Origin of the sequence: Roseovarius sp. CH_XMU1461 (assembly GCF_037027165.1) — a bacterium.
In the GTDB taxonomy this organism is placed as follows: domain Bacteria; phylum Pseudomonadota; class Alphaproteobacteria; order Rhodobacterales; family Rhodobacteraceae; genus Roseovarius; species Roseovarius nubinhibens.
Genome location: NZ_JAYMDV010000004.1, coordinates 100125 through 117713 on the forward strand (window position 1 = coordinate 100125; position 17589 = coordinate 117713).

Consider the following 17589-nt stretch of genomic DNA (forward strand, 5'->3'; position numbering starts at 1 on the left):
GGAAGCCATCGCAACAGGAAACACGAGACCATGAGCACACGCGCCGGATTCATTGCCCTCATCGGAGAGCCCAACGCGGGCAAGTCGACCCTGCTCAACCGCATGGTGGGCGCCAAGGTGTCGATCGTGACCCATAAGGTGCAGACGACCCGGGCGCGCATCCGTGGCGTGGCGCTCGAAGGCGAGGCGCAGCTGGTGTTCGTCGACACGCCGGGTCTCTTCAAACCGCGCCGCCGGCTTGATCGCGCCATGGTCGCGGCGGCCTGGGGCGGGGCCTCGGATGCCGATGTCGTGGTGCTTTTGATCGAAGCGCATCGCGGGCTCACCGAAGGGGTGGAGCGCATCCTCGAAGGGCTTGGCGATGTGACGCGGGGCCGTCCCGTGGCGCTCGCGATCAACAAGATCGACCGGGTGAAATCCGAAGAACTCCTGGCGCTGACCGAGAAGATGAACGAGCGCCATGAGTTCGTGGAAACCTTCATGATTTCCGCCGAGCGTGGCCATGGCGTCGACGATCTGCGCAAATGGCTCGCAGAGCAGCTGCCCGAGGGGCCGTGGCTCTATCCCGAGGATCAGATCGCCGATCTGCCGATGCGGATGATTGCCGCCGAGATCACCCGCGAAAAGCTCACCCTGCGGCTGCATCAGGAATTGCCCTATCAGCTCACCGTCGAGACCGAGAGCTGGGAAGAGCGCAAGGATGGCACGGCGCGGATCGACCAGGTCATCTATGTGAGCCGTGATGGCCACAAGGGGATCGTTCTTGGCCATAAGGGCGAGACGATGAAGGCGATCAGCAAGGCGGCGCGCGAGGAGCTCGAAGAGTTTCTGGGCCGCCGCGTGCATCTCTTTACCCAGGTGAAAGTGCGGCCCAACTGGCTCGACGAGGCCGAGCGCTATTCCGAGATGGGGCTGGAGTTCAAGGACGGCAATTGATGGCGCGCCTGACCACGAGGTTCTGGGTCGACGCCTATCTGGCGCGGTTGCGGTTTCAGGATATTCCGGCCTTTGTGACGCGCCATGGCGATGATCTGGCTGGCGCAGTTCTGGTCAAGCTCAACACGCTCGACGGGCAGGCGCGGGCTTGGCACCGGATGTTCGACCCGCTGGCCGATACCCGCCGCTGGGAGGTCTTGGCCGAGGGCGAAGAGGCCACGGTCGACGCGGCGATCGGACGTCAGAGCGGGTTTGATCCCGATATCTGGGTGATCGAGCTCGAAGACCGCGCCGGGCGGCATCTGCTCGATGAGCCGGGGCTCGACAGCTAGGCGCGGCGGGCGCATGGACAGGGCCGCGCTGGCATCCTATTCAGGTGCGGTGACACGGATATTTCCCCCTTTGCGCGCCACGCGCCAGATGCCCTGTGACACCGGGCGCGCGACCTGTTGCCGAGGGGCGCGGGCATGATCGAATGGCGCGATCGCGGGCTGTTGCTGGCGGTGCGGCCGCATGGCGAGACGTCGGTGATCATCGATGTGCTGACCCAAGATCATGGGCGCTATGCCGGGGTGGTGCGGGGCGGCACGTCGCGCAAGCTGCGCCCGGTGCTGCAGCCGGGGGCCGAGCTCGACCTCGTGTGGCGGGCGCGGCTCGACAGCCATATGGGGGCCTTTACCGTCGAGCCGATCCGCGCGAGCCTGGCGGTGGGGCTGGGCGCGCGGCAGGCGCTGGCGGGGCTCAATGCGGTGACCGCGATGCTGCGCTTTGCGCTGGCCGAGCGCGAGGCGCATGGGCCGCTCTTTGAGCGCAGTCTCGGGCTTTTGGAGATGATCGGCGAGGCCGAGCTTTGGCCGCTGGCCTATCTGCATTGGGAAATGGCGCTCTTGGACGAGCTGGGGTTTGGCCTCGATCTGAGCACCTGTGCGGTGCTGGGGCGCGAGGCCAATGACCTCAGCTATGTCTCGCCGCGCACCGGACGGGCCGTGTCGCGCAAGGGGGCGGGGGACTGGGCCGACCGGCTCTTGCCGCTGCCCAATTGCCTTTTGGAAATTGCGCCCGCGCCGGCCGAGGATCTGGTGCAAGGCTTTGCCGTCACAGGACATTTCCTGAGCCAGCATCTGGCGGGAGAGATGCAGGGCAAGCCCTTGCCCGACGCGCGGCAGCGGCTGATTGATCTGGTGGCGAGGCAGGCGGCGGACCCTAGCGCAGGGCGAGGATCAGATCCACAAGCGAGCTGATCGCGCTGTCGGCGCGCTCGGGCGTGTCGAGCGCCGCCAGCCCCTGCATCGCGGCGCGCAGCACATGGGCCATGTCGGGATTGGTGACGCCGATGGCATGGAGATGCGCGGTGATCCGGCCGAGCCGGGCCGCGTCGATGCGGCCGGTGGCCTCGGCGGCGGGCGGATAGCTCAGCGCCCAGGCGCGCATCGCGCCTTCCATCAGCCGACCGGCGTTGATCCCCTGCGCCAGATGCAGGAGGGCTGCGGCGGGTGTCGGGCGGGTTTCGGCCTCGAGCAGGGCCTGCAGCGCGGTCTCTTCCCAGCCGGCGATGAGCGCCTGTTGGAACTGCGGCAGGTCGCGGAAATGCCAGTAGAACGAGCCCTTGGTGGTGCCGATCTGACGCGCCAGCGCCTCGGCGCGGAGCGCGGCGGGGCCGGTGGTGGCCAAGGCCTCGCGCCCGGCCAAGAGCCAGTCATTTCGGGTCAGACGAGTGGCGCGGGCGGTGGTCATGGCACTGGCTTAGCCGGGGCGGGGACCCCGATCAAGAGGGCGAATTGGCGCAGTCTTGGTGATGGCCTATTGACCGGCCAATCTGCGCCGTTCGATCAGGTGGAACCGGCCCATGTCATCCTCGCCCGCGAGGCTCAGCGCGTCGAGCGTGAGCCTCTCTGGCAGCAGCGGCAGGAGATGGGCGGTGAGGATTTCTTCGGCCTTTTCAATGTCCTGACGCGAGAGTTTCTCAGTCAGGGTGATGTGAAAGCGAAATCCCTCCATCACATAAGGATAGCCCCAGCGGGTGAGATTGGCCTCTTGGTCAGGGCTGAGCCCGGCCGCGCGGCGGCGGGCGAGCTCGTCATCCGAGGCGGGGGCGCGGAACGGATCAAAGGCGCGGACGATGCCTGCGGCGGCGTCGGTGAGGGCGGCGGGCTGTGGCGCGGGCATGAGGGCGAGGAAACGGCCCAGACGGGTGAGCGTGGGCGCGCCGATCTCGACCGGGGGGGTCGTGTCGCAATAGTGCTGAAACGCCTCTGTCAGCTGCGCAAAACCTTCTCCCTGCGCCAGCCTGAACGGCGGTTTGAGCGTCGCGTGCAGCCCGTAGCGGCGCGGCGTGTCGGTCCAGCCGTGGGGGTCGATGTCGAGCCCCTCGGGCGGCGCGACGGGGGCGCCTTGGGTCATGTCCCAGCCCAGCCAGCGGGTCGCCCAATGCGACCAGCCAGCCTCGGCGGGGGTGTAGTAGAGAGCGTAACGGCGATAGGTCATGGGGAGGTTTTGGCATGTTTCGCGGCCCGCGCCAATCCATGCTTTGACCCGCGCCGCGACACGGTCCATAAACAGGGAAAGCGAGACCCGTCCCAGAGGAGAAAACCCATGTCCGACAAGTATTTATTCGCCCCCGAGCCGCAGGCCAGCGTGGCTGTCAAAGGCCGGGAAGAGCGGTTCCCGGTGCGGCGGATTTTCTGTGTCGGGCGCAACTATGCGGCCCATGCGGCGGAGATGGGCAATGAGGTCGATCGCGAGGCGCCGTTCTATTTCACCAAGAGCCCGCATGGTCTCTGTCCGTCGGGGGCGGAGATCGCCTATCCCTCGGGCACCGAGGATTGCCATCACGAGATGGAGTTCGTGGTGGCCCTGGGCGGCGATGTGGCCCCTGGAGAGGGCGCGGCGGGCATGGCGCAGATCGTCGGTTATGGCTGTGGCATCGACCTCACGCGGCGTGACTTGCAAGGCCAGGCCAAGGACAAGCGGCGGCCCTGGGATCTTGGCAAAGACTTTGAAAACGCAGCGATAATGGGCGTTTTGACCGAGGCGGCAGAGTTTGGCGAGATCGGCGATCAGGCGATCACGCTCGATCTCGACGGGGTGCGGGTGCAGGAGGCGACGCTGGCCGAGATGGTCCATAGCGTGCCCGAGGTGCTGAGCCATCTGTCACGGTTTTACCGGCTGGGCGCGGGCGATCTCATCTATACCGGCACGCCGGCGGGGGTCGGTCCGGTCAAGCCGGGATCGCATCTGCTGGGGCGGATTGACGGGCTGGAGCCGGTCGAGCTGCGCATCAAGGCCTGAGCCGTTAACCTCTTGGGAATCAGGGCGTTTTGGGCCGAAATGGCCTGTCGGCAGCACGTCGGTATTGCGTCGGTAAAGCGACGGTGCTGAGGAGCGCCTGTTTTGCCGCGCGCAAAATGTTAACGGGACGTGCGTCCGCCGCCGGGCTCTGCTATGGCAGCGGCGACAAGAGCACCCATAAGAACATCGATTAGATCAGCACAGAGGATCACCGTCATGAGCACCGAAAAACGTATCGTCCTATCGAGCGATCACGCGGCCATCGAGCTGCGTCAGGCCGTGGCGGAGCATGCCAAGAGCCTCGGCTGGGAGGTCGAGGATATCGGCCCCACCAGCCCCGAGAGCACCCATTACCCGAAGCACGGCGAAGCGGCGGCACGCAAGGTTGCGTCGGGCGACTGTGCGCTCGGCATCATTCTGTGCGGCACCGGGCAGGGCATCATGATGGCCGCGAACAAGGTCAAGGGCATTCGCTGTGGCGTGGCGAGCGACACGTTCTCGGCCAAGATGATCCGTCAGCATAATGACGCCAACATGCTCTCCATCGGGGCGCGGGTCGTGGGCGAGGGGCTGGCGCTCGAGATCGTCGAGGCGTTCCTCGGGGCCGAGTTCGAAGGCGGCCGCCATGGCACGCGGGTCGACATGATCAAGGCGATCGAAGGGTAAGAGGGTGCGCGCCGGCCCATGTGGCGTGTTCCGAGCTGGGATGAGCCGCGTGGCGGCGTGCCGGGGTACGGCGTTCCAACGGTGCAGGAGGCCACTTTATTGCGGCCTGAGCCGGAGGCCCTCGACATGTCGCGCCGGGCCGGGCCAGATCGCCGTGCCCTGGGACGGCACGGCGATGCGCGGCGGGCGTGCCGCCCTTGTCCCGCGCGGGGGGCGGCGGTCCTTGGCTAGACGAGGCTGTGAGGCGTGGAAATACGGGCCTCGTCCTCCTTTATCTCTGGAGACACAGATGGCACAGAATATCTACGACAATCCCGAATTCTTTGCTGGCTATAGCCAGCTTCCCCGTCAGGTTGGTGGCTTGGATCATGCGCCGGAATGGCCCGCCATTCGGGCGATGTTGCCCGGGCTGAGCGGCGCGCGCGTGGCGGACCTTGGCTGCGGCTTTGGCTGGGCGTCACGTTGGTTTCGCGCGCAGGGGGCGGCCTCGGTGCTTGGCCTCGATCTGTCGCAGAACATGATCGACCGGGCGCGGGCCGACACCCAAGATGGGGCGATCACCTATCGCATTGCGGATCTCGACGCGCTGGACTTGCCGTCAGAGGCGTTCGATCTGGTCTATAGCGCGCTGGCTTTTCATTATGTGCCGGATTTCGCGCGGCTGATTCGGGTGATCCATGCGGCTTTGGTGCCGGGGGGTGATCTGGTCTTTACCATCGAGCATCCGATCTTCATGGCGGCCAGACATCCGCAGTGGATAGAGGATGAGGACGGCACCAAGACCTGGCCGGTCAATGGCTATTCCCGCGAGGGCGAGCGCCGCACTGATTGGTTTGCCAAGGGCGTGCTCAAGCATCACCGGACCTTGGCGACGACGATCAACACGCTGATCGGCGCCGGGTTTGCGCTGCGCCGGTTGGAGGAATTCGCGCCCACGGCGGCGCAGATCGCGGCGATGCCGGCGCTGGAGGAAGAGCTGGAGCGGCCGATGATGGCGTTGATCGCAGCGCAGAAGGTCTGATGGCTGCGTGCGGGCGCGCGCCGGACCGGGGGGCGGCGCGGCTTTGCTTTGTGCAGGGCAGTTTATGTCTGCCACAGGTTCTGAGGTCTGGTTGGTGTGGTGATCGTTGCCAAAGCGCCGGCCCATGGGGCCGGTCCGGCGCGCGCCCGGCGGCGACCATGGGCCGCCTTGTTCCGGGCGGGGCGGTGTCGACCTGAGCCAAATCGCCGTGCCTTGGGACGGCACGGCGATGCGCGGCGGGCGTGCCGCCTTTGTCCCGCGCGGGGGGGCGGCAGCGGGAACTCTCTCTCAAAATGAAAGCGGGCGGTGCGCCTCCACTCGCACCGCCCGCGTCCTCCCTACCTCGTGGGCCCCAAGGGCCGTGCGCCGCTAGCCGAGCAGGCGGCGGGCGATGACCTGGGCCTGAATTTCGGCGGCACCTTCGAAAATGTTGAGGATGCGCGCATCGCAGAGGATGCGGCTGATCTTGTATTCCATGGCAAAGCCGTTGCCGCCGTGGATCTGCAAGCCATTGTCGGCGCAGGCCCAGGCGACGCGGGCGCCGAGGAGTTTCGCCATGCCGGCCTCGAGATCGCAGCGCTTGTCATGGTCTTTCTGCCAGGCGCTGTAATAGGTGAGCTGCCGCGCGACCATGATCTCGACCGCCATCATCGCGAGCTTGCCCGAGACGCGGGGGAACTCGATCAGGGATTTGCCGAATTGCTTGCGGTCCTGGGCATATTGCATCGCCACATCGAGCGCGGCCTGGGCCACGCCGACGGCGCGGGCGGCGGTCTGAATGCGGGCGGCCTCAAACGTTTGCATGAGCTGTTTGAAGCCCTTGCCCTCTTCGCCGCCGAGCAGGTTGTCGCCCTTGACGTGGAAATTGTCGAAGCTGAGCTCGTATTCCTTCATGCCGCGATAGCCCAGCACTTCGATCTCGGTGCCACTCATGCCCGGGGTCGGGAAGGGGGCCTCGTCGGTGCCGGGGGTTTTCTCGGCGAGGAACATCGACAGGCCACGATGATCGGTGGTCTCGGGATCGGTGCGCGCCAGCAGGGTCATGACTTGGGTGCGGGCGGCATGGGTGATCCAGGTCTTATTGCCGGTGATCTTCCAGTCGCCGTTCTCGTCGCGGCTGGCGCGGGTGCGCAGCGAGCCGAGATCGGAGCCGGTGTTCGGTTCGGTAAAGACGGCCGTGGGCAGGATTTCGGCGCTGGCGAGTTTCGGCAGCCAGTGCTCCTTTTGCGCGTCGGTGCCGCCGCAGAGGATGAGCTCGGCGGCGATCTCGGAGCGGGTGCCGAGGCTGCCGACGCCGATATAGCCGCGGCTCAGTTCTTCGGAGACCACGACCATCGACGCCTTGGAGAGGCCAAAGCCGCCGTATTCCTCGGGGATGGTGAGGCCGAAGACGCCCATTTCGGCCAGCTCCTCGATGATTTCCATCGGGATGAGCTCGTCCTTGAGGTGCCAGTCATGGGCGTGGGGTTCGACTTTTTCCACGGCAAAGCGGCGGAACTGTTCGCGGATCATCTCGAGCTCGTCATCGAGCCCGGTGCGGCCGACGGTGATCTCGGCGCTGCGTTCCTGCATGAGCGCGACAAGGCGGGTGCGAGCGGATTGGCTGTTGCCGCGCGCCATGAGGGTCTGCACCGCGTCGGATTGAAAGCCCGAGAGCACGTCCCAGCCGAGGCCGAGATCGGCGAGCCGGGTGACTTCGGCCTGGTTCATCGGGATGCCGCCGGCGATCTGGTGGAGATATTCGCCAAAGGCGATCTGGTGGATCAGCGCCTCGACCTCGCCGAAATTGCCGGCCTCGGTCAGCCGGTCGGCCCAGGCCTGCATCTGGCGCAGCGCCTCGACATAGGTGGCGAGCCAAGCCAGCCCATGGGCCGCGGTCTGATTGGCCTCGATGGCGGAGTTGGAGACGCGGCCATCCACACTCACCAGGCCGCGCAGCGCCTCGGTGGCGGCGTCGAGCACCTGTTCGGCGGCGGGCACGGCCTGCCGGGTGAGATCGCAGAGCTTGTCCAGAAGCGGGGCGTTTCCAGTCATAACGTCTTGTCCATCATGCGCCATTTGATCCATCCTCCAGCCAGCGATCGCAATTGTCGGGGCAGACATAGCTATTTCGCAAGTGCAGCGCAACTATTTTGCAGATGCGAGATGGTTTTTTGATCGAAAATTACGCGACGGATTTTGAGGGGCGGCGAAAAACGGAAGGCAGGCAGGCAGATGGAAGAGATGACGGGGCTTGCGCCGGGGCTGGTCGCCTTGGCGCTGGGCGTGGGGTTTCTGGCGGGGCTGCTCAAGGGCTGTATTGGCTTTGGCCTGCCGACGGTGATGATCGCCGGGCTGAGCCTGATCGTGGCGCCGGATGTGGCGCTGGCGGCGCTGGCGCTGCCGGCGTTGGTTTCCAACGGCTGGCAGGCGCTGCGTGGCGGCACGGCGGCGGCCTGGGCGAGCCTGCGGCGGTTTCGGGTCTTTCTGCTGGCGGGGTTCGTGATGATGGTGATCTCGGCGCAGTTCGTGCCCTATCTGCCGCCGCGGCTCATGCTGTTGTTGATCGGGGTGCCGATCTTTCTCTTTGCAGGGTTTGCCCTCATGGGGCGGCATCTGCCGATCCCGGCGGACCCGAGCCAGCGGGTGCAGGGCACGGTGGGCGCGGTGTCAGGCGTCATCGGCGGGGTGACGGGGATGTGGGGGCCGCCGACGGTGGCGCTGCTGACGGCGATGGGGACGGAAAAGGGCGATCAGCTCCGCATCCAAGGGGTGATCTATGGGCTGGGGGCGGTGACGCTTGTCGGCTCGCATCTGGTCTCGGGCGTGCTCAACGCGCAGACGGTGCCCTTGTCGCTGGCGATGATCCTGCCGGCGCTGGCCGGGATGTGGGCCGGGTTTCGCATTCACGACCGGCTCGACCAGCGGCAGTTTCAGCGGCTGACCCATGTTGCGCTGTTGATCGCCGGGGGGCTCTTGCTGGGCCGGGGGATTGGCCTCATTTGAGCCGGTCGGCGACCGAATCAAGCGCCACGTGCAAGGGGCGTGCCGCACAGCGGCGGAGCCAAAATTCCGTGCCGCTGCGCAGCAATTCGGCAAAGAGCCGCCATGAGAGCGCGGAATCCGCCATTTCTGCTGCTGGATAAAGATTTTGTTTTACCAAGGAACTAGCTATAGTTTCGGATAAGCCAATGAGAGCTAAACATTTATGTGACCGGGGGGAAACCGATGATCCGATCGGAACTGATTCAAAAAATCGCCGATGAGAACCCACATCTTTTCCAAAGGGACGTCGAGAAAATCGTCAACACGATCTTTAATGAAATCACCGATGCGATGGCCAAGGGCAACCGGGTCGAGCTGCGCGGTTTCGGGGCCTTTTCTGTCAAGAAACGGGATGCCCGCAAGGGACGGAACCCGCGCACCGGCGAGACGGTTGAGGTCGAGGAAAAGCACGTGCCGTTCTTCAAGACCGGCAAGCTGCTGCGTGATCGGCTCAACGGGAACGGGTAAATGCGCTATATTCGCTACGCTTGTATCGCCATTTTCGGGGTGGCGCTGATCGTCATCGCCCTTGCCAACCGGCAGATGGTGACGGTCAAGATGCTGCCGTCGGAGCTCAACAGCGTGTCGGCGCTCAACCCCGGCTATGAGGTGCCGCTCTTCGTGGTGATGTTCGGCGGCATTCTGGCGGGGCTCGTTCTCGGGTTCCTGTGGGAATATATCCGCGAGCACAAGGAACGGGCCGCCGCTGCACGTCAGGCGCGCGAGCTCGACCAGCTGCGGGCCGAGCTGCGGCGTCTCAAGACCGAGCCGCGCAAGCAGGGCGATGAGGTTCTGGCACTGCTCGACAAGGCCAGCTAAGGGCGGCCAGCTAAAGACGGCAAGTTGAGGATGGCCAGCGAAGGAAGGCCAGTTAGGGCACCATGGCACAGGATATTCGCGTCAAGATTTGCGGGCTGACACGGCCCGGCGATGTCGATGCGGCCGTGGCCGCTGGCGCGGGCTATGTGGGCTTTGTCTTTTTCCAGAAATCACCGCGCAATGTGGATGTTGCCACCGCCCGGGCGCTGGCGCTGCGGGTGCCGCCGGGGGTGGCCAAGGTGGCGCTCGTGGTGGATGCGGAGGATCAGCGCCTGCGCGAGATCGTGGAGGCCGTGCCGCTCGACATGCTGCAGCTCCATGGGGCGGAGAGCCCGGAGCGAGTGCGTGAGGTCAAGGCGCGGTTCGGCCTGCCGGTGATGAAGGCGCTGGGCATCTCGGAGGCGGAGGATCTCGACCGGGCGGCGCGCTATGCCGGGGCGGCGGATCAGCTCTTGCTCGATGCGAAACCGCCCAAGGGCGCGACCCGGCCCGGCGGCAATGCGGTGAGTTTCGACTGGGATCTGTTGCGCGGGCGCGACCTGCCGCTGCCCTGGATGCTGGCCGGGGGGCTGACGCCCGACAATGTGGCGCGGGCGGTGTCGCGCAGTGGCGCGCGGCAGATTGATCTGTCGTCAGGGGTCGAGAGCAGCCCGGGCAAGAAGGACGCGGCCAAGATCGCGGCGCTGTTCAAGGCGCTGCGGGCATGATCCGCTTTCGCGCCGCCAGCCGCGAGGATGTGCCCGCGGTGGTGGCGATGCTGCGCGACGATATTCTGGGGCAGGGGCGCGAGCGCCGCGATCTCGACCATTACCTCGCCGCGTTCGACCGGATGCAGGCCGAGGGCAACAACCATGTGATCGTGGGCGAGGATGCGGCGGGCGCGATCATTGCGACCTATCAGATCACCTTTATCAGCGGCCTGTCCCTGTCGGCCGCAAGACGCGCCCAGGTTGAATCGGTGCGCGTCGCGAGCCATCTGCGCGGACAGGGCGTGGGACAGGAGATGTTCCGCGATGTCGAGGCGCGGGCACGGGCCGAAGACTGCAGCCTCATTCAGCTGACGATGAATGCGAGCCGCACCGACTCGGCCCGGTTTTACGAAGCGCTCGGGTTCGAGCCGTCGCACACCGGGTTCAAGAAATACCTCTGATCCGGGCCTGTGCCGTCAGCCGAGGTGATAGCCTTCGAACTCTTTCACCGCCGAGAGGCTCAGCAAGGTTTTCATCTGCGACACCGAGGGCAGCTGTGACAGCCGGCCCCGGTAGAGCCGTTCGTAATCCGAGGTGCTGCGCGCCGCGACCCGCATCAGGTAATCCGCCTCGCCCGAGATGAAATGGCATTCGAGCACCTCGGGCATCCGCTTGATCGCGCTCTCGAAGGCGTCGATCTCTTCCTGCCGCTGGCTGGTCAGTTTCACCTCGATGAAGACCTGGATTTCGAGCCCCACCGCCTTGGCGTCGAGCCGCGCGGCATAGGAGGCAATCTTGCCCTCGCTTTCGAGAATTTTGACCCGCCGGTGACAGGCCGAGAGCGACAGGCCGACCATCTCGGAGAGCTTGGACATCGAGGTCTGACCATTCTTTTGCAGGATGGAAAGAATCGACACATCAATGCGGTCCATCGGAAAAATTCCTGAAATTTTGGAGTAACAGGGGCAGTTTTTCAGAAATTTTCCAGCATGACAACAGAATCCAAGGATTTTTCTCGCGTTTGTCATGCTAATGTCGGGGGGTGCCAAAGCGCACAACCACAAAACGGGGAGGCAAATATGCCTGATAAAATAGTCGTCGGTTATGATGGCAGTGAGGGATCGAAGAGGGCCGTGGATTTCGCGGTGGAACGGGCGTCTGCCCTGGGGGCGACATTGGTCGTGGCCCATGTGCTGGAATGGTCGCCCTATTCCTTCCTGACGCCGAATGAGCTCGAAGAGCGGCACAAGCGCCGCAACGAAGAGCTCAAGCGCGCGGAAGAGGCGGTTCTTGCACCGCTGGTCGCGTCGCTGGACACGAGCGGGCTCACCATCGAGACCTCGCTCAAATACGGCAACATCGCCGACACGCTGGCCAAGCTGAGCCGGGACACGGGCGCGGTGCAGATCGTCATCGGGCGTCAGGGCGAGAGCGGGCTGGCCTCGCGGCTGTTTGGCTCGGTCGCAGGATCGCTGGCGCAGAGCTCGACCGTGCCGGTCACGATCGTGCCTTAAGAGCAGGAGGGACAGAAAAATGAAAAACCATTATAAAATTCCCATGATGGCCGGCGCGCTGAGCGTGATGGCCAGCGCCGCCATGGCGCAATCTCTGGATGAAAAGGTCAATGCGATCTTCGCCAGCTCGACCGGCTGGTTCGTCAATCTCATCTTTAGCCCGTTCCCGGGCACGAGCTTTCCCTGGATTGTGGGCTGGCTGGTGGTCGCGGCGACGATTTTCACCGTCTATTTCGGCCTGATCCAGTTCCGCGCCTTTCCGCATTCCATCGCGCTGGTGCGGGGCGATTATTCCGATCCCGATGACGCGGGCGAGGTCAGCCATTTCCAGGCGCTGGCCACCGCGCTGTCGGGCACCGTGGGCCTCGGCAATATCGCCGGTGTGGCGGTGGCCGTGGGTATCGGCGGACCGGGGGCCACGTTCTGGATGATCCTTGCGGGTCTGATGGGCATGGCGTCGAAATTCACCGAATGTACGCTCGGTGTGAAATACCGCAATGAATACCCCGATGGCACGGTGTCGGGTGGTCCGATGTACTATATGGTCAAGGGCTTTGAAGAGCGCGGGCTGCCGATGGGCCGGGTGCTCGCGGTGATGTTCGCGATCTTCTGTATCCTGGGCGCCTTTGGTGGCGGCAACATGTTCCAGGCCAACCAGGCCCATGCGCAGATTGCCAATGTGGTCGGTGACTATCCCGGCTGGATCACCGGTATCATCTTTGCGGGCATCGTCTTTGCGGTGATCGTCGGCGGTCTCAAATCCATCGCGAGCGTCACCGAAAAAGTCGTGCCCTTCATGGGCGTGCTCTATGTGGTGACAGCGGTGATCATCCTGCTGATGAACTTCGACAAGATCGGCTGGGCCTTCGGTCAGATCTTCGAGGGGGCCTTTACCGGGCTTGGCGTCGCAGGCGGCATGGTCGGCGCGCTGATCCAGGGCTTTAAGCGGGCGGCGTTCTCGAACGAAGCGGGCGTCGGCTCTGCGGCCATCGCCCACTCGGCAGTGCGCACCAAGGAGCCGATCACCGAAGGCTTTGTCTCGCTTCTCGAGCCCTTCATCGACACGGTTGTGATCTGTACCATGACGGCGCTGGTGATCATCATCACCGGTCAGCTGATGACCGACCCGACCACCGGCCTCTATATGGTGGGCGAGGGTGGCATGATCCAGACCGTCGATGGCAACAGCGGCGTGGCTCTGACCTCGGCGGCCTTCTCGGCCTCGTTCGGCTGGTTCAAATACATCCTGGCCATCGCGGTGATCCTCTTTGCCTTCTCGACCATGATCAGCTGGTCCTACTACGGGCTCAAGGCCTGGACCTTCCTCTTTGGCGAGGGCAAGGGCAAGGAAGTGACCTTCAAGGTGATCTTCTGCATCTTCGTGGTGATCGGTGCCGCGGCCAATCTCGGCCCTGTCATCGACTTCTCGGACGCGGCGATCTTTGCCATGGCGGTGGTCAACATCATCGCGCTCTACTTCCTGATGCCGATCGTCAAACGCGAGCTGAACTCCTATCTCAGCCGCCTGAAGACGGGCGAGATCAAGAAATTCAACTGATCCGACGGATCGGATGAAAAGGACGCCGGGCGGGAGACTGCCCGGCGTTTTGCTGTCCGCCGCAGCCCCAATGCGGGCGTACCGCGTGGGGCAGGCCGGGCGCTTTGGGTATTTGACACCAGAAAGAGAGACGACGCCCGCGCCTCTTTCTGGTTGCAAATACCCCTGCAAGAGGGGCCGGCAAAAGGAATGTGCTGGAAATCCGCGGCGGCCTCACCTATTCACGCCGAGACAACAGCGTTTGGTGGGTGTTAGCCGCGTCCCCGGCGCGCAGGAGCGCCCAGGCGGCGTTTGAGGAAGGATGCGCAGAGAATGAACGACCTATTCAACTCTTTCATGACCGGGCCCAACGAGAAGGGCCGGTTCGGCGATTTCGGCGGGCGGTTCGTGAGCGAAACCCTGATGCCGCTCATCCTCGAGCTGGAAGAGCAATATGAATATGCCAAGACCGACCAGAGCTTCTGGGACGAGATGCATGATCTGTGGACCCATTACGTCGGTCGTCCGAGCCCGCTCTATTTCGCCGAAGGGCTGACCGAGCATCTGGGCGGCGCGAAGATCTATCTCAAGCGCGACGAGCTCAACCATACCGGGGCGCATAAGATCAACAATGTGCTGGGCCAGATCCTGTTGGCGCGGCGCATGGGCAAGACCCGGATCATCGCCGAGACCGGCGCCGGGCAGCACGGGGTGGCGACCGCCACGGTCTGTGCGAAATTCGGGCTCAAATGCGTGGTCTATATGGGCGCGCATGATGTCGAGCGGCAAAAGCCCAACGTGTTCCGGATGCGTCTCTTGGGCGCTGAGGTCATTCCGGTGACCTCGGGGCGGGGCACGCTCAAGGATGCGATGAATGATGCGCTGCGCGATTGGGTGACCAATGTGCGCGACACGTTCTACTGCATCGGCACGGTGGCGGGGCCGCATCCCTATCCGGCCATGGTGCGCGATTTCCAGTCGATCATCGGCAAGGAAGCGAAAGAGCAGATGCAGGTGGCCGAGGGCCGTCTTCCCGACACGCTGGTCGCGGCGATTGGCGGCGGCTCGAACGCAATGGGGCTGTTCTACCCGTTCCTCGACGACAAGAGCGTGCGGATCATCGGGGTTGAGGCCGGGGGCAAGGGCGTCAATGCCAAGATGGAGCATTGCGCGAGCCTCACCGGCGGGCGTCCCGGGGTGCTGCATGGCAACCGGACGTATCTGTTGCAGGATGACGACGGGCAGATCCTCGAAGGCTATTCGATCTCGGCCGGTCTCGACTATCCGGGGATCGGGCCGGAGCATAGCTGGCTGCATGACACGGGGCGCGCCGAATATGTGGCGATCACCGACAAGGAGGCGCTTGTCGCTTTCCAGCTCAGCTGTGAGAAAGAGGGGATCATCCCGGCGCTCGAACCCTGTCACGCGCTGGCCCATGTGATGAAGATCGCGCCCGAACTGCCCAAGGATCACCTGATCTGCATGAATATGTGCGGACGCGGCGACAAGGACATCTTTACCGTGGCGCGGCATCTGGGCTTTGACATGGCCGAGGCGGATTGATCCGCCTCAGCTTTGTCCGCTAAGCCATTGTGGGACATAAAAAACGCCGCCCCGAGGGGCGGCGTTTTGCGTTTGATCCGAAGGCCTGCGGGGGTCGCTTAGCTGCAGGTGCGCTTGGCGGTTTCCGCGTAGCTCGCGTAGGTGTTCCAGAACTGTTCGTCGGTGCTGCGCTTGGAGGTGCGGACCTCTTGGGCGCTGTGCGGGTCACGGTAGAAGCCGACGGCGCGGGCCTGTTGCGACGAGCTCAGCGTGCGGTTGGCGACGGCCTGGATGCAGCCGCAGAGCTCGGAGGAGCGGGCCTTGCGATCCGAGGCGATGCAGGCCTGTTGCAGCGGGCCGGTGGCGAAGGGTTTCGAGGCGGGCGCGCTATAGACCGTGGTGCTGGCATTGGGGGTGATGGCGATCGGGCCGGACAGGCTGCGCGGGGCGGAGCCGCCGCTGTCGCGCTTGGCCTTGTGATATCCGCCACAGCCCGCGAGGGTCAGGGCCAGCCCAAGGATAAGAAGGTTCTTCATTGCTCTTGCCTCTTTGATGTTGGCGTGTGGCCGGTGGACCCGACCGTTGACGATGCGCCTGTATTTGCGCGGTAATATGCCTGATTTCGGCACCAGTTTCAATTCGCATTCCTGCGAGGCGGTCTGGGGACTTGTGCGGCGGCGGCGATCGGCCTAGGTCACTGCAGGACAACAATGAAAGGGGCATGGGATGCGCAAGAACCTGGACATGGCGGCGATGGCGCTGATTGTGGCGACCTTGGTGATGACGGTGATCGTCTATCTCGTCAGCACGGATTACTTTACCTTGGTCTATGCCCGCGAAGACGGTGTGGTCGAATATGGGACGGCCATTTTCCTGCTCGTCTCGAGCGCGATTTTGCTGTGGAATGCCAAAGGCTTGGCCGGGAAGGGCCGGGGCGGGGCGGCGGCGTTGGTGTGTTTCTATGCGCTGATGTTCTTTCTGGCGGCGGGCGAGGAAGTGTCCTGGGGCCAGCGGATCTTTGGCTGGGAATCCACTGAATTCTTTATGGAAAACAACAAGCAGTATGAGATCAATTTCCACAATCTCATGGTCGGCGAGTTCCATCTTGCCAAGACGCTGTTTGGCAGTGTGCTGACCACGGTGATCTTGCTCTATCTCGTTGTTTTGCCTTTGCTTTACCCCAAGGGCGGCTGGGTCGCCCGGATGGCGGACCGCTTTGCCCTGCCGGTGCCATGGCTCAAACATGCGGCGATTGCGCTGGTGGCGAGCGTGATCATTGCGGTGATCGATGTGAACCGCAAATGGGAGGTCTATGAGCTGATCTTCTCGCTGCTGACCCTGTCGATTTTCCTGCTGCCGCAGAACCGCGACAAGGCGAGCTGAGCGCGAAAACGCGGTATCGGCAGCACGTCGGTATCGCGTCGGTAAAGCGACAGTGGCGGTTTTGACCCCAAATGGGGCCGAAAACCCTCAGATGATCTCGTCTTCGTCAAAGAGCGGGTCGGCGTCGAGATGGGCGCTCACCCCCTCGACGGCGGTGTCGGCGCGCGGCGTGCGGGCGATGTGAAACAGCGCGTCGCCCTCATAGACCACCGGCATATGGGTGCGGCCGATGACGATGCCCGCCTCGTCGCTCAGCACTTCGGTTTCGACCTTGCCAAAGGGATCGGTGATCGCGCCCAAGAGCGTGCCCGGCTCGACCGCGTCGCCGATGGTGAGATAGCCGCGAAAGAGCCCGCCCGCCGGGGCGCGCCGCCAGCTCGACCCGGTGGAGAGCACCGGGGTCACATCGGGCAGCGGCGCGAAATCGGCGGAGATCATGCCGAGATGGTGCATGACCCGCAGGATGCCCGCGACGCCGGCGCGCACGCCGAGCTCGTCAAAGCGCAGACCTTCGCCGCCCTCGTAGAGCAGCACATCGACGCCCGCCTCTTCGGCGGCCATGCGCAGCGAGCCTTCGCGCAGTTTCGAATTCATCATCACCGGCGCGCCGAACACCTCACCCAGCTCGCGCAGGCGCGCGTTGCCCGGCGACAGGCGGATTTGCGGCAGGTTGATGCGGTGGATGGCGGCGGAATGCAGGTCAATGCCGAGATCGGCGCGTTTGACCACCTCGGAGAGGAAGACATCGGCGAGCCGCGCCGCCATCGAGCCTTCGGCGCTGCCCGGAAAGGCGCGGTTGAGGTCGCGGCGGTCGGGCAGGTAGCGCGAATGGTTGAGAAAGCCGTAGGTGTTGACGATGGGCACCGCCAGAAGCGTGCCCGCCAAGGCGTCGATGCCCTCGGCGGCGAGCAGGCGGCGGACGATCTCGACGCCGATCACCTCGTCGCCATGGATGGCGGCGGAGACAAAGATCACCGGGCCGGGGCGGGCGCCATGGATCACCTCGACCGAGAGATTGACCGGCGTGTGATCCGAGAGGGTGGAGACGGGAATATCGACGGTGCGGCGGGTGCCCGCCGGGATGCTCTCTGAGCCGATGGTGAATGCGTCCCGCGCCATGTCCTGCCCTCTGGTCAATCGTCTTAACTCAAAGGTTTAGGATGTGGCGCG

General features: G+C 64.4%; 22 protein-coding genes. 15 read left to right on the forward strand and 7 right to left on the reverse strand.

The annotated features are described in order from the left end of the window. The first annotated feature begins 30 nt into the window (after positions 1-30). From era to recO, 3 genes are all read left to right on the forward strand, one after another. The gene (gene era, locus WA237_RS13430; protein WP_216016492.1) at positions 31-936 is read left to right on the forward strand and encodes a GTPase Era; all 906 of its coding nucleotides are present in this window, start codon (positions 31-33) and stop codon (positions 934-936) included. Then, the gene (locus WA237_RS13435) at positions 936-1268 is read left to right on the forward strand and encodes a DUF1491 family protein (RefSeq protein ID WP_009814773.1); all 333 of its coding nucleotides are present in this window, start codon (positions 936-938) and stop codon (positions 1266-1268) included. Before era ends, WA237_RS13435 begins: the two co-directional genes overlap by 1 nt. A gap of 138 nt (positions 1269-1406) precedes the next feature. Further along, complete coding sequence (recO, locus tag WA237_RS13440) at positions 1407-2177, forward strand: DNA repair protein RecO (RefSeq protein WP_336098438.1); 771 nt, start codon at positions 1407-1409, stop codon at positions 2175-2177. Here the strand turns inward: recO and WA237_RS13445 are convergent. Both WA237_RS13445 and WA237_RS13450 read right to left on the reverse strand, forming a co-directional pair. Beyond that, a complete protein-coding gene (locus tag WA237_RS13445) occupies positions 2140-2670 on the reverse strand; it encodes a TetR family transcriptional regulator (RefSeq protein ID WP_336098243.1) in 531 nt (176 codons plus the stop codon). The two genes, recO and WA237_RS13445, sit on opposite strands and share 38 nt — an antisense overlap. Positions 2671-2736: 66 nt before the next feature. Then, the gene (locus WA237_RS13450; protein WP_336098244.1) at positions 2737-3420 is read right to left on the reverse strand and encodes a DUF1045 domain-containing protein; all 684 of its coding nucleotides are present in this window, start codon (positions 3418-3420) and stop codon (positions 2737-2739) included. 108 nt (positions 3421-3528) lie between these two features. Here WA237_RS13450 and WA237_RS13455 point away from each other — a divergent pair, with 108 nt between their 5' ends. The 3 genes from WA237_RS13455 (at position 3529) to WA237_RS13465 (ending at position 5911) form a co-directional block, all read left to right on the forward strand. After that, positions 3529-4224, forward strand: a complete 696-nt coding sequence (locus WA237_RS13455) for a fumarylacetoacetate hydrolase family protein (RefSeq protein WP_336098245.1) — start codon at positions 3529-3531, stop codon at positions 4222-4224. 216 nt (positions 4225-4440) lie between these two features. After that, positions 4441-4890 (forward strand): ribose 5-phosphate isomerase B, encoded by a 450-nt coding sequence (gene rpiB / locus WA237_RS13460; protein WP_216016497.1) that lies wholly within the window; start codon positions 4441-4443, stop codon positions 4888-4890. Between the two features lie 289 nt (positions 4891-5179). Then, positions 5180-5911: a class I SAM-dependent methyltransferase gene (locus WA237_RS13465; protein WP_336098246.1), complete on the forward strand. Its 732-nt coding sequence runs from the start codon at positions 5180-5182 to the stop codon at positions 5909-5911. A gap of 369 nt (positions 5912-6280) precedes the next feature. Here the strand turns inward: WA237_RS13465 and WA237_RS13470 are convergent, their stop codons facing one another. Continuing rightward, positions 6281-7969, reverse strand: coding sequence for an acyl-CoA dehydrogenase family protein (locus tag WA237_RS13470; RefSeq protein WP_336098247.1), 1689 nt, complete (start codon positions 7967-7969; stop codon positions 6281-6283). A gap of 156 nt (positions 7970-8125) precedes the next feature. Between WA237_RS13470 and WA237_RS13475 the strand changes: the two genes are divergently transcribed. Then, the gene (locus WA237_RS13475; protein ID WP_336098248.1) at positions 8126-8896 is read left to right on the forward strand and encodes a sulfite exporter TauE/SafE family protein; all 771 of its coding nucleotides are present in this window, start codon (positions 8126-8128) and stop codon (positions 8894-8896) included. Here the strand turns inward: WA237_RS13475 and WA237_RS13480 are convergent. Then, positions 8889-9020, reverse strand: a complete 132-nt coding sequence (locus WA237_RS13480; RefSeq protein WP_336098250.1) for a hypothetical protein — start codon at positions 9018-9020, stop codon at positions 8889-8891. The genes WA237_RS13475 and WA237_RS13480 overlap by 8 nt on opposite strands. 98 nt (positions 9021-9118) lie before the next feature. Between WA237_RS13480 and ihfB the strand changes: the two genes are divergently transcribed. The 4 genes from ihfB (at position 9119) to WA237_RS13500 (ending at position 10904) form a co-directional block, all read left to right on the forward strand. Beyond that, complete coding sequence (ihfB, locus tag WA237_RS13485; RefSeq protein WP_009814784.1) at positions 9119-9403, forward strand: integration host factor subunit beta; 285 nt, start codon at positions 9119-9121, stop codon at positions 9401-9403. Next, on the forward strand, positions 9404-9754 hold the full coding sequence (locus WA237_RS13490; protein WP_336098252.1) for a lipopolysaccharide assembly protein LapA domain-containing protein: 351 nt from the start codon (positions 9404-9406) through the stop codon (positions 9752-9754). A gap of 62 nt (positions 9755-9816) precedes the next feature. After that, positions 9817-10461 (forward strand): phosphoribosylanthranilate isomerase, encoded by a 645-nt coding sequence (locus WA237_RS13495; RefSeq protein WP_336098254.1) that lies wholly within the window; start codon positions 9817-9819, stop codon positions 10459-10461. Further along, entirely contained in the window at positions 10458-10904 is a 447-nt protein-coding gene (locus WA237_RS13500) for a GNAT family N-acetyltransferase (RefSeq protein ID WP_336098255.1), read from the forward strand. The genes WA237_RS13495 and WA237_RS13500 overlap by 4 nt, the downstream gene beginning before the upstream one ends. Before the next feature lie 15 nt (positions 10905-10919). Here the strand turns inward: WA237_RS13500 and WA237_RS13505 are convergent, their stop codons facing one another. Next, positions 10920-11375: an Lrp/AsnC family transcriptional regulator gene (locus WA237_RS13505; protein ID WP_009814788.1), complete on the reverse strand. Its 456-nt coding sequence runs from the start codon at positions 11373-11375 to the stop codon at positions 10920-10922. A gap of 147 nt (positions 11376-11522) precedes the next feature. Between WA237_RS13505 and WA237_RS13510 the strand changes: the two genes are divergently transcribed. The 3 genes from WA237_RS13510 to trpB all read left to right on the forward strand — a co-directional run bounded on the left by WA237_RS13510 (position 11523) and on the right by trpB (position 15057). Further along, positions 11523-11957 carry a universal stress protein gene (locus WA237_RS13510; RefSeq protein ID WP_040618091.1) on the forward strand — a complete coding sequence of 145 codons (435 nt, stop codon included), beginning with the start codon at positions 11523-11525 and terminating at the stop codon, positions 11955-11957. Between the two features lie 19 nt (positions 11958-11976). After that, complete coding sequence (locus tag WA237_RS13515; protein WP_336098257.1) at positions 11977-13515, forward strand: alanine/glycine:cation symporter family protein; 1539 nt, start codon at positions 11977-11979, stop codon at positions 13513-13515. 312 nt (positions 13516-13827) lie between these two features. After that, positions 13828-15057: a tryptophan synthase subunit beta gene (trpB, locus tag WA237_RS13520; RefSeq protein ID WP_336098258.1), complete on the forward strand. Its 1230-nt coding sequence runs from the start codon at positions 13828-13830 to the stop codon at positions 15055-15057. Positions 15058-15155: 98 nt separating this feature from the next. On the opposite strand, the gene WA237_RS13525 is transcribed toward trpB, so the two are convergent. Beyond that, positions 15156-15572: a hypothetical protein gene (locus tag WA237_RS13525; RefSeq protein WP_009814792.1), complete on the reverse strand. Its 417-nt coding sequence runs from the start codon at positions 15570-15572 to the stop codon at positions 15156-15158. Positions 15573-15762: 190 nt separating this feature from the next. On the opposite strand from WA237_RS13525, the gene WA237_RS13530 reads away from it, so the two are divergent. After that, positions 15763-16419: a hypothetical protein gene (locus tag WA237_RS13530; protein ID WP_336098259.1), complete on the forward strand. Its 657-nt coding sequence runs from the start codon at positions 15763-15765 to the stop codon at positions 16417-16419. Positions 16420-16506: 87 nt separating this feature from the next. Here WA237_RS13530 and WA237_RS13535 read toward each other — a convergent pair whose 3' ends face one another. After that, positions 16507-17538, reverse strand: coding sequence for a succinylglutamate desuccinylase/aspartoacylase family protein (locus tag WA237_RS13535; protein WP_009814794.1), 1032 nt, complete (start codon positions 17536-17538; stop codon positions 16507-16509). Positions 17539-17589: the final 51 nt, after the last annotated feature.

Excerpts from the sequence above, each read along its gene's own strand:
- era (WP_216016492.1), top strand. The coding sequence starts at position 31 with ATGAGCACACGCGCCGGATTCATTGCCCTCATCGGAGAGCCCAACGCG.
- WA237_RS13435 (WP_009814773.1), top strand. The coding sequence starts at position 936 with ATGGCGCGCCTGACCACGAGGTTCTGGGTCGACGCCTATCTGGCGCGG.
- WA237_RS13445 (WP_336098243.1), bottom strand. The coding sequence starts at position 2,670 with ATGACCACCGCCCGCGCCACTCGTCTGACCCGAAATGACTGGCTCTTG.
- WA237_RS13450 (WP_336098244.1), bottom strand. The coding sequence starts at position 3,420 with ATGACCTATCGCCGTTACGCTCTCTACTACACCCCCGCCGAGGCTGGC.
- WA237_RS13455 (WP_336098245.1), top strand. The coding sequence starts at position 3,529 with ATGTCCGACAAGTATTTATTCGCCCCCGAGCCGCAGGCCAGCGTGGCT.
- rpiB (WP_216016497.1), top strand. The coding sequence starts at position 4,441 with ATGAGCACCGAAAAACGTATCGTCCTATCGAGCGATCACGCGGCCATC.
- WA237_RS13465 (WP_336098246.1), top strand. The coding sequence starts at position 5,180 with ATGGCACAGAATATCTACGACAATCCCGAATTCTTTGCTGGCTATAGC.
- WA237_RS13470 (WP_336098247.1), bottom strand. The coding sequence starts at position 7,969 with ATGGCGCATGATGGACAAGACGTTATGACTGGAAACGCCCCGCTTCTG.
- WA237_RS13475 (WP_336098248.1), top strand. The coding sequence starts at position 8,126 with ATGGAAGAGATGACGGGGCTTGCGCCGGGGCTGGTCGCCTTGGCGCTG.
- WA237_RS13480 (WP_336098250.1), bottom strand. The coding sequence starts at position 9,020 with ATGGCGGATTCCGCGCTCTCATGGCGGCTCTTTGCCGAATTGCTGCGC.
- ihfB (WP_009814784.1), top strand. The coding sequence starts at position 9,119 with ATGATCCGATCGGAACTGATTCAAAAAATCGCCGATGAGAACCCACAT.
- WA237_RS13490 (WP_336098252.1), top strand. The coding sequence starts at position 9,404 with ATGCGCTATATTCGCTACGCTTGTATCGCCATTTTCGGGGTGGCGCTG.
- WA237_RS13495 (WP_336098254.1), top strand. The coding sequence starts at position 9,817 with ATGGCACAGGATATTCGCGTCAAGATTTGCGGGCTGACACGGCCCGGC.
- WA237_RS13500 (WP_336098255.1), top strand. The coding sequence starts at position 10,458 with ATGATCCGCTTTCGCGCCGCCAGCCGCGAGGATGTGCCCGCGGTGGTG.
- WA237_RS13505 (WP_009814788.1), bottom strand. The coding sequence starts at position 11,375 with ATGGACCGCATTGATGTGTCGATTCTTTCCATCCTGCAAAAGAATGGT.
- WA237_RS13510 (WP_040618091.1), top strand. The coding sequence starts at position 11,523 with ATGCCTGATAAAATAGTCGTCGGTTATGATGGCAGTGAGGGATCGAAG.
- WA237_RS13515 (WP_336098257.1), top strand. The coding sequence starts at position 11,977 with ATGAAAAACCATTATAAAATTCCCATGATGGCCGGCGCGCTGAGCGTG.
- trpB (WP_336098258.1), top strand. The coding sequence starts at position 13,828 with ATGAACGACCTATTCAACTCTTTCATGACCGGGCCCAACGAGAAGGGC.
- WA237_RS13525 (WP_009814792.1), bottom strand. The coding sequence starts at position 15,572 with ATGAAGAACCTTCTTATCCTTGGGCTGGCCCTGACCCTCGCGGGCTGT.
- WA237_RS13530 (WP_336098259.1), top strand. The coding sequence starts at position 15,763 with ATGCGCAAGAACCTGGACATGGCGGCGATGGCGCTGATTGTGGCGACC.
- WA237_RS13535 (WP_009814794.1), bottom strand. The coding sequence starts at position 17,538 with ATGGCGCGGGACGCATTCACCATCGGCTCAGAGAGCATCCCGGCGGGC.